Source organism: Flagellimonas myxillae, from assembly GCF_023502235.1.
Classification (GTDB): Bacteria; Bacteroidota; Bacteroidia; order Flavobacteriales; family Flavobacteriaceae; genus Flagellimonas; species Flagellimonas myxillae.
The window spans coordinates 348,197-361,131 of record NZ_JAMFLY010000001.1 but is presented as its reverse complement, the minus strand read 5'-3'; the positions used below and the strand labels follow the sequence as shown (position 1 = coordinate 361,131).

Genomic DNA, 12,935 nt, shown 5'->3' with positions numbered 1-12,935 from the left:
AAAATGCTCCAAAACACCCCTACAATTGTTAATATTTGAAACTGTTTGGGTTATTTAATATTACAATTTTATACTTCATCGTAGAAGGTCACATCAATTTTATATTCATTCTCATTTTTTTAACTACAATTTTGTATGCAATTGTATTGATTTTGCCCTAAAAATTTGGAAACATGATTTCGGTCATTTTATCTTAAAAAAAGTAACCGGTTAACAACACCATTTTCAACCCTTAAAATTCAATTAAACAATGATCACAATCGTAAAATTTTTGGTGATGTTGGTCATCCAACTTCTCACCGTCATTTTTGTCTAACCATTTAAAACCAATTGCCATGCTTACTTTGTTTGTAATACCGATCTTACGCTTAGGAATTGTTACCCTGGTTACCAAGCCCATTATCAAATCCAACATTTCCATGGAAGGTTCTCATTTCTTTTAGAACCGGTCCCGCAATAGCGGGACTATTTTTTAGAAAACTTTAGCAATTCCCTTGCACAGCAATCAGGTTGATTTCAGTATTTTACATTTTTATAACAAATCACACCTAAATTGATGAAAAAAATAACAATTGTTTTAGCAGTCCTCGTTGGATTACAATCCTGTAAACAGGAAGCTAAAAAAGAAGAATCCCCCAACCTAAGTGAAGAATTTGCTGCTGTTTTGGACAGCTATTACGAAGATGGTCTGAAACTGAACCCGATAAATGCCACCACTGCAGGTGACCACAGATATGATGACAGTTTCGCAAATCAGTTATCCGATGATCACATTGCCAAGTCAAAGGCCCACTTTCAAAATTTTAAGGCCCAATTGGACAATTTTCCAGATGAAAGTCTAACAGAGAGCGAGCAAATGAGCAAGGCTATCCTAGCCTGGGAATGCGATATCAACTTAAACGAGTTTAACCACAATGCCAATCTTACCCCCATTGACCAAATGTGGTCTCCCAATCTATTCATGGGACAATTGGCCAGCGGTTCCAGTGCACAGCCCTTCAACACGGTCGAGGATTACGAAAAATGGATGAAAAGAGTGGACGGCTTCTTGGACTGGTTGGCCAGCGCGGAAGACAAAATGCGGGAAGGAATGGAAAAAGGTCATGTACTCCCCAAATCCCTGATCAAAAAGGTTTTACCACAACTGGAATCCCAAACAGGAAAGGATTTGGAGAAGCACCTATTTTATTCCCCAATTAATAACATACCAGATAATTTTTCAGAAGAGGACAAGACCAAGTTGACCAAAGCTTATCAGGATATGGTCGAGAACAAGATTATTCCCGCCTACGAAAAGCTCCATGCTTTTATGGCCAATGAGTATATGGATGCTGGTCGCGAGTCCAGCGGGATACAAGGAGAACCCAACGGTGATGCCTATTACGCCCACCAAATCAAAAAATACACCACCACCAACATGACGGCGGCCGAAATCCATGAATTGGGCTTAAGTGAAGTGGCGCGAATAAGGTCCGAAATGGAAAAAATCAAGGAGCAGGTTGGATTTGAGGGAGACTTAAAATCCTTTTTTGATTACGTAAGAAATAACAAGGATTTGATGCCCTTTACGGACCCACAACAGGTTATTGAAAATTTCAATGCCATTCATGACCGCATGAAACCTCAGATAGAGAAGCTCTTCGATGTGAAACCCAAAACGCCTTTTGAAGTTAGAAGAACGGAGGCTTTTAGGGAAAAATCCGCTAGTGCCGAGTACAATCCAGGTTCGTTGGATGGTACCCGACCCGGAATTTTCTATACCCCGATTCCGGAGGTAACCCGCTACAATGTTTATTCCGATGAATCTCTTTTCCTCCACGAGGCCATTCCTGGGCATCATTATCAAATTTCATTGACCCAGGAGAGCGAAGTGCTTCCCAAATTTAGAAAGCTATTGTGGTACAGTGGCTACGGCGAAGGCTGGGCATTGTATAGCGAATCTTTGGGAACAGAGCTTGGACTGTATACCGACCCTTATCAACTTTTTGGAATGTTGGGTGCCGAAATGCACAGGGCCATTCGATTGGTAGTGGATACCGGACTGCATTCCAAAGGCTGGACCCGTGAACAGGCCATCCAGTATTCTTTGGACAATGAAGCGGAATCCGAAGCTTCCATCATTTCCGAAATTGAACGCTATATGGCCAACCCTGGGCAAGCTTTATCCTATAAAATAGGACAGCTAAAGATTCAAGAATTGCGCAAAAAAGCGTCCGAAGCCTTGGGAGATAAATTCGACATCCGACAATTCCACAACCAAGTGCTGGAAACAGGTTGTGTTCCATTAGCCTTGCTGGAAGATAAAATCAATAGATGGATCAAGGAAAATAGTTAATTGTTAGGTATATTTTCCTAGGGGCCGAGTGATCGGCCCCTTTTTTGTTATTCAACAGGTCGGACAAGGTTGATTATATTTGCATAACCAACACTTAAAGCATGTTTTACAAAATTCTTGCCAAAATCAACAAGGCTGTGCTTCCCTCCTATACCAAAAAGGGTCTGGATCCAGCCAAGGCATCCAAACTGCAGTTGGCCATTATAGGTTGGCGGTATTTTGTGACCACAAGGGCGCTGGATTAATAGCGCAGTAAGGATTTGATAGGGTAATCACCCAGTTTTTCGGCCCCATTAAGAAAGGTGAGCTGAATCAAAAAGTTGCATTGAACCACTTCCCCACCCAATTTTTCGACCAACTTGCACACAGCACTCGCCGTACCTCCCGTTGCCAACACATCATCGTGCACCAAAACTTTTTCACCGGGTTTAATGGCATCCGTGTGCATTTCCAAAATATCCTCGCCATACTCTAGCTGGTAGGATTCGGATATGATTTTGTAAGGAAGTTTTCCCTTTTTTCTGACCGGGACAAATCCGGCGCCCAGCTTGGAGGCAAGCATTGGTGCGAAAATGAAGCCTCGGCTATCCACTCCAACAACCTTGTTGATGGACAAGCCCTCCAACATGGAAAACAGGGCTTCGCAAGCTTGGTTCAATGCTTCGGGATGATTTAGTAAGGGGGTAATATCCTTAAAGGTAACACCGGGCTTTGGGAAATCTTCCACATCCCGGATAAAGGCCTGAAAATCCATAGGTTTTTTTGGATAAAGCGGTTTTGTTGTAAAGGTAAAAAGAAATATATTTGCACCCCATTTACGGCCGCGTGGCGCAACTGAATAGCGCATCTGATTACGGCTCAGAAGGTTGCAGGTTTGAATCCTGCCGCGGTCACTTAAGAATGAAAAGCTCGCCTATGGCGGGCTTTTTTATTTGAACGAGCTTTGAACTTGTTCAAGAAGCGAAGTGAAAATAAAAAAGCAGCCAAATCAAGGATTTAGTGCTTTTCATTTAGACTACGCAGCGCAAAGGAAAACCGAACAATGTAAGGTAATCCTGCCGCGGTCACTTAAAGCGCAAACCCTGTATGAAAATGCAGGGTTTTGTATTTTTTGCTAACATTGAAAACTTTGTTTTCATAAGTGAGCAGGAAATACAAAACTGCAGTGCGATAGCGATGCTTGTTTGCATTTTCAGGAGGGAATACAAAGGAGGTGAAACAATCCTACAGAGACAACTTCACGAAACACATGTAAAATGTAAACGAACAATACCATCTACATTTTCTAGAACAATCATCCTTGATTAATTTTGTAACTTGACGGTATAAAAATCCTGTATCGTCAGTCATTTTGTCAATCAAACCAATCCATCAACCCAAAACTTTTACCGAGGACACCAAAAACAAGCTGGCCTCGAACCCAATTGGTGGGACTAAAATAGAAGACTCCCAGCTTTGGAGCGAATTCCAATCCGGTAATGAGGCGGCCTATGCCTCAATCTATAGAAACAACGTCTTTGTGCTATATAATTATGGGTTGAAGATTGTCAACGACAAAAACCTTGTCAAAGATTGTATTCAAGACCTCTTTGTTGAACTATGGGATTCCAAACATCGACTAGGCAAAGTTAAATCCATAAAATCCTACCTCTTTAAATCCCTAAGAAGAAAGTTGATTTCAGAATCTGTTTTAGGTAGAAAAACAGTCCATGGTGCAAAGTTTTTTATGACCGCAAACACCGCGTCACATTCCTTGGAACACAGCTTGATTGAAAAACAAGAATTCGACCAACAGCAAGTAAAGCTCAAAGAAGCCATAAACAAACTTACAGATCGTCAAAAGGAAATAATCTACCTTAAATACTATGCCTTTTTGAGTTATATTGAAATTGCCGAAATTATGTCCCTGAGCAAAAAAGGCACCTATAAACTAATGGGAAGGACCATTGGTTTCCTAAGAAAATATATGGGAGCAGCTCCCTTGTTTACCATTCCCCTTTTGCTTCCGTAACGACTTCAAATTGAATTCCCATCTTTTTTAGGCTTACCCGCCTTCTTTTCTCTTTTAGGATAGCAAAATAATATCCTGTTAATCAAATGATTAACAGAGTCAAATTTTATTTTTTGAAAAAAGGCAAAATATTTTGGGGTAAAAATTGAAATTCTCCCTCTTAGTAGATAACAACACAATTGATCTCGGCATAAGCAGGATGAAGTACACCCACTACACGGAAGAAGATTTTATCAAGGATGAATATTTTCAAAAATGGGTCTTGAACCCAGACGATATGACCAAAAACTTTTGGGAAAACTGGATTACCTCAAATCCGGACAAAAGGGAGGTCGTGCAAAATGCAGCCCGTTTTATCCGACTTATGGACTTTGATGTTGATGAACTTTCCGATTCCGATTTCAACACCATGTGGCAAGATATTATTCAACGGAGAAAGGAAGTTGGAAACAACATCTATATACCCGGAAAGTCAAATGGTTTAAAAAGAAAGCAGCTGCTAAAGTTTGCTGCCCTTTTTATCGGTTTGATCGGTACGGCCTACATTATATTCCAAACAGGCGCTTTCACTGCAAAGGAATCTTCAGTTGTAATGGACAGCCCGCAAATAACATTGGAATTAGAGGATGGAACAATCAAGGTATTGGACGAAACATCCACAGGCACCATTACCAATGCCGATGGACATCAAATAGTAAACCAGAAGGAAAATACCTTGCTGTACCACGGTGAGAATGAGGCGGAACCTGGGAATATTTCCTATAACCAGTTGTCCATCCCCTATGGTAAAAAGTTTGAGCTGATATTGTCGGATGGAACTCATGTCTTCCTTAATTCAGGATCAAAACTACGATACCCCGTAACCTTTTTAAGTGGGAAACCCAGGGAAGTCTATTTGGATGGGGAGGCCTATTTTTCTGTGGAAAAAGACAAGGAGCGTGCCTTCACCGTAATTACTGACGATATGAATACCAGTGTTTACGGAACAGAATTCAATGTCTCCAGTTATAAGAATGAAAACAACACTTCTACCGTATTGGTGGAAGGTAGTGTAGGGGTTTACAAATCGAACAATTCGGATGGCCAAAAGCCCATTGTTTTGGAAATAGGCGAGCGTGCCGTGTTTAAAGAGGGGACTATAGCCGTGGACCAAGTGAACGTGGCAAAGTTTACCGCTTGGACCCAAGGCAAACTCTTTTTCGTAGACGATCGTTTTGAATTGATCTTAAAGGAACTGGAAAGACATTTTAATGTAACCATCGACAACCAGTTTTATCAACTGAACGGAAAGCGGTTCACCGGAACCTTCACCAAAGAATCCTTAGATCAAATACTAAGGGTCTTTCAGGAACACACGGCATTTGACTATTCCGTGGACAATGACACCATAACCATAGTAAATATGGAAAATTAAAAACTATATAACCGAGCTGAATCACCATAGGGATTTTGAAAAAAAAATCCTGGTTTGTGGAGGCAACTAAAAACAAAAGCTATATGAATTGAACACCACCGAAAATAAAAAATCGGAAAGTGTTCCCGCACTTTCCGATTACAGATTTGATCTAAGTCGTACGAATCAACAAAAATCAAAACAAAATTATGAAAAAACTAATGAACTCATTGGCAAGGTGTTCCCGCATCTTTCCGGAACTTGATCTAAAAATGAAATTTTCACTCTTGTTTTTTATGGTGACCCTTTTTCAGCTTCAAGCGTCATCGGGGTATGCTCAAAAAACCAAGATTGATTTAGATGTTGAAAATGTCACTATTTCCAAAATTATTGAGGAAATAGAGTCCAAAACAGAGTTTAAATTCTTCTATAGTAAGGAGGAATTGGATTTGGAGCGAAAAGTCAGCATCCAGGTCAAAAAACAAGAAATACAAAAGGTTCTTAGAAAACTCTTTCCCGATGGCACAATCAAGTATAAAATAATCGATCGGCAGATTGTGCTTACCCTGAACAAATCGGACGTCCCTAAAAAGGAAATCCCGGTTAATAAGGTCGATATTCAGGAAACTTATGTCGTCTCAGGGACGGTCACCGATGAAATTGGAGACCCACTTCCAGGCGTTACGGTTCAAATAGAAGGCACCAACCAAGGCGTGATCACAGATTTTTCAGGAAACTATGTTTTGCAGGCAGACCTGGATCCCGGAGATTATGTGTTTATTTTTCGCTCATTGGGCTTTACCACACAAGAAGTCTCGGTAACCTTCGGAAGTCAGACAACGATTGAAAATAATGTGGTTATGGCCACTGATATTTTGGGCCTTGACCAGGTGGTGATTACCGGGGTCGGCGCACTGACTGCGAAAAAACAAATTGGAAATACCATTTCAAGTGTTGAAGGAACAGAAATTGCACAATCGGGAGCGGTTGATATTTCTGCAGCTCTGTCCGGTAAGTTGGCCGGTATCCAAGTATCGCAAAACTCGGGGGATCCTGCCGGGGGAATTAGCGTAAGATTGCGTAGTGCAAGTACAGTAAATGGAAGTTCGGACCCGCTGTACATAATCGATGGGGTAATCGTAAACAACAATTCCACAAATGTTTTGAACGTCACCAGTGTGGTCCAGAACAGGCTCTCGGATATCAATCCCCAGGACATCGACAGAATTGAGGTAATCAAAGGTGCTGCCGCAGCGGCCATTTATGGTTCCCGGGCAAGTAACGGGGTCGTGCAGATTTTTACCAAAAAGGGACGTTCTGGAAAGCCTGTCATCACGGTATCAACAAGTGCCAACATGAATTTCTTAAGAAAGAAACGGGATTTTAACCAAGTGCCCTTGGACTGGACTTCATCGGATATCACCGTCCTCGATACAGAGTCCGTCACCAGATATGATTACCAAGATATGGTGTTTCAGAATTCGATGGGAACGGACAACTATGTATCCATATCGGGAGGATCGGAAAATACCGATTATTTCGCTTCCATTTCTTATTTGAAGAATGAAGGAATCATGAAATCCACGGACTACGAAAGGGAAGGTGGACGGATAAGGGTCAACCAAAAAATCAATGATTGGGCCTCCGCTTCTGCCGGAATGTACTTTTCAACAAGTCATAGCAACGATGTTCCCAATGGGGGTTATGGATTTGGAGTGTTACAGACGATCCTATTTACGAACAATACGATCAATCCCGTTCCTGATGAAAATGGCAACTATCCTCAAATGACCTTTTACCCAAATATTCTCGAGTACATTGAGACATTTGATTTTCAGCAGGAGAACAATAGAACGATCAGTGATCTTCAGATCAACTTATCCCCAACCAACGATTTAAAGATAAACTACACCCTAGGGTACGACAATGCGGAATCCAGGGGAACAAGATATGTGCCAATAGGTACTACCACGGTTCCATTGGGCAGCGCTAGTACAACTACCATCAGCACCAAATTGTTGAACAGTGATCTAAATGCCTCCTACAATAAAATGCTCTCTGAGGACATAAAGTCAACTACAACAGCCGGGTTTTCATGGCAGGCCGATGAAAACATCCTTCGGTCCATTTCAGGTACTGGATTGGCTTTGGGTGTTAGAACCACAAATGGAGCGGCTTCCATCACCACAAATGAAAACAGGAGCGAACGAACATTTTGGGGTGGATTTTTGCAGCAAACTTTCGGGTATGACAACAAACTTTTCCTCACCGGTGCAATCCGATTGGATGGGTCTTCTGTGTTTGGAGCCGATGAAAGGAACCAATTTTATCCAAAGGCCAGTGCTTCATACCTCATGTCCGAAGAGGATTTTTGGAAGGATAATCTTGGAGATGCCATCAACAGCTTTAAATTGAGGGCTGCTTGGGGACAAGCAGGAAACCTCACGGCAATTGGCCCTTTTGACAGGTTGTCCAATTACGCCGCCATAAGCATTGATGGTAATTCTGGTTTGATCGCCCCTACGCAATTGGGAAATCCGGATTTAAAACCCGAAAGACAAACCGAATTGGAATTTGGGGTTGATATGGCCCTGTTCGATAACCGTTTGGGTGTTGAACTTACCTATTATTCCCAAGACATTGAAGATTTGTTGTTGGCACGGACTTTATCGCCCTCAACCGGAGCAGGCTCCAGGGTAGAAAACATTGGAACGATGACCAACAAAGGTTTTGAGGCCATGATCACCGCTACCCCTGTCCAAACCAATAATTTTAACTGGTCGGTTACCGGGACGTATTCCTCAAATAGAAACGAGGTGAACAATATTGCTGGGGAACAGTTCGGGATTGGGAACTTCGGATTTTCCGTTGCCAAAAATGGTCAACCTTTAGGTGTTTTTTACCAGGGATATTATGCCAGGAACCCAGATGGAAGTTTACTTCTTACCCCTGCAGGCCTTCCGCAAAGGGAGAAGGGTAGTTTTGATGCCAACGGTAATCCGGTGCCGGAAAGAGATGCCTCGGGACAACCGACTGGCGCCAATTTAAGTAAGGTTATCGGTGATCCAAATCCCGATTTTATAGCCTCCGTAATAAACGAACTCACATACAAGGATTTTTCATTTAGAATGCAATTGGATGCGGTTCAAGGTGTTGACATTTTGAGCTGGGACCAACGAATGTTCTATCGATTTGGAGGCGGTCCGGCAACTGCCAGCGAACTTCGGGGAGACCAGGTTCGGGGAACAGGAAGCGCCAATTTTGGCATAGCCGAATCCTATATAGAAGATGGCTCCTACATTAAGTTGCGGGAGATATCCTTTAGCTATCTGCTCAGGGAACCGTTTAAAGGTGTCGATAGTTTCAAGTTCTTTTTAACAGGTCGAAACCTGTTTTCCATCGACAATTTTTCCAGTTATGACCCAGAAGTGAACATTGATGCACAAAGCAATGGGTCCAGAGGAGGGGTAATGGGACTTATTCCCATTCCCGGAGTAATCAAAGTTGGTGTAACGGCTACATTCTAAAAAAAATCAAGATGAAAAATATTAAAATATATAGCATAATAGGTGTTTTCCTTATGATCAGCGGATTATTTATCGCTTGTGAAACTGAGTTTGAAAACCCCAACAATCCCACCGAAGATGTTGTTTTAAAAACGAAGGATGGACTTTTCGCCCTGGCAACGGGTATTAGACAATACTATTCGGTGACAGCACTGAGACAGGTAATTGAAGCACCAGGAATTACGACTAGGGAACTTGGGGTGACCAATACCTTTTTGAATATCAACGAATTGGCCAAAGGAGGTGCCGAACTACCACCCGAAAGTGGGGGTATCACCAATCCATGGGTAAATCTTTTGAAGGCAAAAGGCATGGCCGAATCCTTGATTGAGGGGGCCAATACCGTGGATCTTACCGCCGGTACTCGAAGTGGTCTTTTGGCTTATGGCAATTTGTTCAAGGCTATCTCTTTGGGGTCCATGATTCAGATGTTCGAGCAAGCTCCCATCAACAACTCGATTGATGGGGATGCCCCGTTTAGTGATCGGGCCGCCGTATTGGCGGAGTGCATCTCACTTTTACAGAGTGCTCGGGATGAATTGGCCGGGACACCCATGTCGGAGGAGTTTGCTTCGACAGTTTTGTGGACGGAGATTAGTTTGCCAAAAACCATCAATGCCTTCCTTTCAAGATATCATTTGTTGGCAGGGAATTATGCGGAGGCAATTGCTGCCGCAGACGCTGTTTTAAATGATAGTGATGCTACGAATTCCATGTGGATTTATGACGCAAATAACCAAAATCCCTTATGGAACAGAACCGTTAATTCCACCGACCTAAAGCCACAGACCAACTTTGGTCTACTCGGGCCCTTGGTTCCGGATGTAGGAGACGGACGAATCGCCTTTTATCTAGGCGCCGATGCTGGTTTCGCCAATGCGGATGCCGGGGGGCAGGCCATTAGTGAAATGTTGGGGTTTGCGGCTACAAACACTGCTTCGATACCCATTTACCTTCCTGGTGAAATGATGTTGAACAAAGCTGAAGCCTATGCTAGACAAAATCAACTGGACGATGCAGTGGCTCAAATCGATTTGGTGAGGCAAAAAAATGATGATCCGCTTGGGGTGAACGCAAATCTCCCGGTTTGGACGGGCGATGCTGCAAGTCAGGCCGATGTTTTGGATGAGATTTATAGGAATAGGTCGATTGAACTGTTCCTAACGGGTTTGAGATGGGGAGACAATAGGCGATTCTATCCAGATTTTGTGGTTCCCTTGGAGGCTAACACCACCAATCAAAGGAATAGGAATTTTTATCCGTATCCCACGATAGAACGGGAAAATAACCCAAATACACCCGCAAACCCTTCGATATAAAGGCAAGTTTTGAGTTGGTTAGTTGTTATTGTATGGGGGCAACAGCATAGTTGTCCCTATACAATCAATCATCCTATAGCGCCAAACAGAATGATCTTTTTTCTGTACTGATTAATTTCTAACGAAAAACATATTTAAATGAAAGTCTTAACTGGCCTCGATGTTTTAACAAAGGATAAAGCCCTTCAAAAAGAATTCACAGGAAATGTGGCCTTACTTTGTCACAATGCCTCCGTGGACGGTACGCTAACGCATGCTACGATTCGATTTCAGGAAATGTTCGGTCCAAGATTTATTAAACTATTTGGTCCCCAGCATGGTTTTTCCACAGATGTCCAGGACAATATGGTTGAAACCGATCATGTGGTACATCCACACTTCAATATACCGGTGTATTCCCTGTATTCCGAAACGCGCATACCTACCGATGAAATGTTAGCGGATATAGACCATATTTTTGTGGATTTACAAGATGTGGGATGTAGGATATATACCTACATATACACCCTTACCCTATTGTTGGACAAATGTGCCGATAAAGATATTCAGGTCGTTGTTTTGGATCGTCCCAATCCTATAAACGGAATTGATATCGAAGGGAATTTGGTCGAACCTGAATTTGAATCATTTGTTGGCCTACATCCCTTGCCCATTCGCCATGGGATGACCATCGGGGAAGTCGCGCTAATGCATCAAAAAATTTGGGCTGAGGAAAAAGCAATGCTCAAAATCATTAAAATGCAAGGTTGGAAAAGAGAAATGTTCTTCGAAGATACGGGTCTTCCGTGGCTTTTGCCCTCCCCAAACCTTGCGAGGGCCGAAAGCACAATTACTTTTCCTGCAACCGTTTTTTTTGAAGGAACCCAACTTAGTGAAGGTAGAGGAACCTCCCAACCTCTGGAAATTGTAGGGCATCCAAAAATTGAACCCTTTTCCTTGTATAAAAACCATTTTGCCTCCAAAATAAAGACATCGAAACTCAAAGGTTTCGTTTTAAGGCCAATAACCTTTCTTCCTACTTTTCAAAAACATGGAAATACCGTTTGTGGCGGGTTTCAAATCCATGTGACCCATCGGTCAACGTTTAGGCCTTGGCGAGTCGGGCAATTTATTATGCGTGAGCTGTATCATCTGTTGGGTAATGATTTCCAATGGAAAAATCCCCCGTACGAATACAGTTACACACAAAATCCGATAGATGTCATTAACGGGACGGACAAAGTTCGCCATTGGATAGAGAAAAACGGTGATATGGAAAGCCTTGGTTCCTTAGAAAATCTAAGCGATTACAGGCAACAATTTATTAATATAAAGTTGTATTGATCATATAGCATCTAAATATGCTTGTCAATCCCTTCTCCGGTTATCGATAGCTTTCGAGATAGGATTCATAATTGGAAATTTTACTTTCCAAAATTGAGTTTTTTAACATAATCTGAGGGCGAGAGGTCCATTATATTCCTGAACTGTCTATTGAAGTTGGAAATGTTGTTAAACCCACTTTCGTAGCAAATTGTGGTGATACTAAACTTGTTTTCCTGTAACAGTTGGCAGGCATATCCGATACGCAGCTCATTGACAAACCTTGAGACCGTTTTATTGTTCATCCGTTTAAAATACCGGCAAAACGAGGATTTGTTCATGCATGCTATGTCCACCAACTTATCCAGTTCCACGGATTCCCTAAAATTACAATAGATATAGTCATATACCTTATCCATATTATGACTCGTTCCTGCCTGCATGGAGGTCTTGGCGACATCTCCCTTGCTTATCACCTTATATTTCGCATCCGTCCCCAAAAAAATCATCAATTGCAGCAGGAGTATAATTTTCTCAAAATTCCCCACTTCGAACATTTTCCTAACTTTCTTTTCAACTACTCCGTGAATAGCTGAATCAAATTTTATCGTGTACCGTGCATCGTCCAAAAAAGATACCATTTCAGAGGCTTCGGGAAACTTAAAAATGTCACTTTCAAGTAAGGCCTTATCAAAATGAATCACCTGGGACTCTGCCTTTAGTTTGGAGGAGGGTTTAAAGTATTTTGGGTCATTCAATAGCATATGGGGTACATTGCTGCCAATCAAAAAAATATCGCCCGGTTGAAACCGTTCCATATCATTGCCCAAAAAGATGACTCCAGTACTCTTTTTAACAGCGACTAGCTCAATCTCCGGGTGATAGTGCCAAACTTTTAGAAAGTAAGGAAAGGAATGTAGTTGCTCAGATAGTGTTCTGTTAAGACGGTTCGTTCTATCTACAAGTTGTGGTTTCATTTCAATTCCATCGTTTGACCCGATTATTCCCC

The 12,935-nt window shown here is 42.1% G+C and carries 9 protein-coding genes and 1 tRNA gene; 8 read left to right on the top strand and 2 right to left on the bottom strand.

What is annotated here, in order from left to right:
* Positions 1-556: 556 nt before the first annotated feature.
* Both M3P07_RS01695 and M3P07_RS01690 read left to right on the top strand, forming a co-directional pair.
* Positions 557-2,335 carry a DUF885 domain-containing protein gene (locus M3P07_RS01695; RefSeq protein WP_249968161.1) on the top strand — a complete coding sequence of 593 codons (1,779 nt, stop codon included), beginning with the start codon at positions 557-559 and terminating at the stop codon, positions 2,333-2,335.
* A 101-nt stretch (positions 2,336-2,436) separates the two neighbouring features.
* Entirely contained in the window at positions 2,437-2,580 is a 144-nt protein-coding gene (locus M3P07_RS01690; protein WP_249968160.1) for an SsrA-binding protein, read from the top strand.
* Here the strand turns inward: M3P07_RS01690 and M3P07_RS01685 are convergent.
* Positions 2,577-3,089, bottom strand: a complete 513-nt coding sequence (locus tag M3P07_RS01685) for an adenine phosphoribosyltransferase (protein WP_249968159.1) — start codon at positions 3,087-3,089, stop codon at positions 2,577-2,579. The genes M3P07_RS01690 and M3P07_RS01685 overlap by 4 nt on opposite strands.
* 65 nt (positions 3,090-3,154) lie before the next feature.
* On the opposite strand from M3P07_RS01685, the gene M3P07_RS01680 reads away from it, so the two are divergent.
* The 6 genes from M3P07_RS01680 (at position 3,155) to M3P07_RS01655 (ending at position 11,947) form a co-directional block, all read left to right on the top strand.
* Positions 3,155-3,228, top strand: a tRNA-Arg gene (locus M3P07_RS01680).
* Between the two features lie 458 nt (positions 3,229-3,686).
* The gene (locus M3P07_RS01675) at positions 3,687-4,346 is read left to right on the top strand and encodes an RNA polymerase sigma factor (protein ID WP_249968158.1); all 660 of its coding nucleotides are present in this window, start codon (positions 3,687-3,689) and stop codon (positions 4,344-4,346) included.
* Positions 4,347-4,545: 199 nt separating this feature from the next.
* Complete coding sequence (locus M3P07_RS01670) at positions 4,546-5,760, top strand: FecR family protein (RefSeq protein WP_249968157.1); 1,215 nt, start codon at positions 4,546-4,548, stop codon at positions 5,758-5,760.
* Positions 5,761-5,948: 188 nt separating this feature from the next.
* On the top strand, positions 5,949-9,266 hold the full coding sequence (locus M3P07_RS01665) for a SusC/RagA family TonB-linked outer membrane protein (protein WP_249968156.1): 3,318 nt from the start codon (positions 5,949-5,951) through the stop codon (positions 9,264-9,266).
* Between the two features lie 11 nt (positions 9,267-9,277).
* Positions 9,278-10,624 carry a RagB/SusD family nutrient uptake outer membrane protein gene (locus tag M3P07_RS01660; RefSeq protein ID WP_249968155.1) on the top strand — a complete coding sequence of 449 codons (1,347 nt, stop codon included), beginning with the start codon at positions 9,278-9,280 and terminating at the stop codon, positions 10,622-10,624.
* A gap of 138 nt (positions 10,625-10,762) precedes the next feature.
* Entirely contained in the window at positions 10,763-11,947 is a 1,185-nt protein-coding gene (locus tag M3P07_RS01655; RefSeq protein ID WP_249968154.1) for an exo-beta-N-acetylmuramidase NamZ family protein, read from the top strand.
* An 80-nt stretch (positions 11,948-12,027) separates the two neighbouring features.
* Here the strand turns inward: M3P07_RS01655 and M3P07_RS01650 are convergent, their stop codons facing one another.
* On the bottom strand, positions 12,028-12,903 hold the full coding sequence (locus tag M3P07_RS01650) for an AraC family transcriptional regulator (protein WP_249968153.1): 876 nt from the start codon (positions 12,901-12,903) through the stop codon (positions 12,028-12,030).
* Between the last annotated feature and the right edge of the window lie 32 nt (positions 12,904-12,935).

Excerpts from the sequence above, each read along its gene's own strand:
- M3P07_RS01660 (WP_249968155.1), top strand. The coding sequence starts at position 9,278 with ATGAAAAATATTAAAATATATAGCATAATAGGTGTTTTCCTTATGATC.
- M3P07_RS01655 (WP_249968154.1), top strand. The coding sequence starts at position 10,763 with ATGAAAGTCTTAACTGGCCTCGATGTTTTAACAAAGGATAAAGCCCTT.
- M3P07_RS01695 (WP_249968161.1), top strand. The coding sequence starts at position 557 with ATGAAAAAAATAACAATTGTTTTAGCAGTCCTCGTTGGATTACAATCC.
- M3P07_RS01650 (WP_249968153.1), bottom strand. The coding sequence starts at position 12,903 with ATGAAACCACAACTTGTAGATAGAACGAACCGTCTTAACAGAACACTA.
- M3P07_RS01690 (WP_249968160.1), top strand. The coding sequence starts at position 2,437 with ATGTTTTACAAAATTCTTGCCAAAATCAACAAGGCTGTGCTTCCCTCC.
- M3P07_RS01665 (WP_249968156.1), top strand. The coding sequence starts at position 5,949 with ATGAAAAAACTAATGAACTCATTGGCAAGGTGTTCCCGCATCTTTCCG.
- M3P07_RS01670 (WP_249968157.1), top strand. The coding sequence starts at position 4,546 with ATGAAGTACACCCACTACACGGAAGAAGATTTTATCAAGGATGAATAT.
- M3P07_RS01685 (WP_249968159.1), bottom strand. The coding sequence starts at position 3,089 with ATGGATTTTCAGGCCTTTATCCGGGATGTGGAAGATTTCCCAAAGCCC.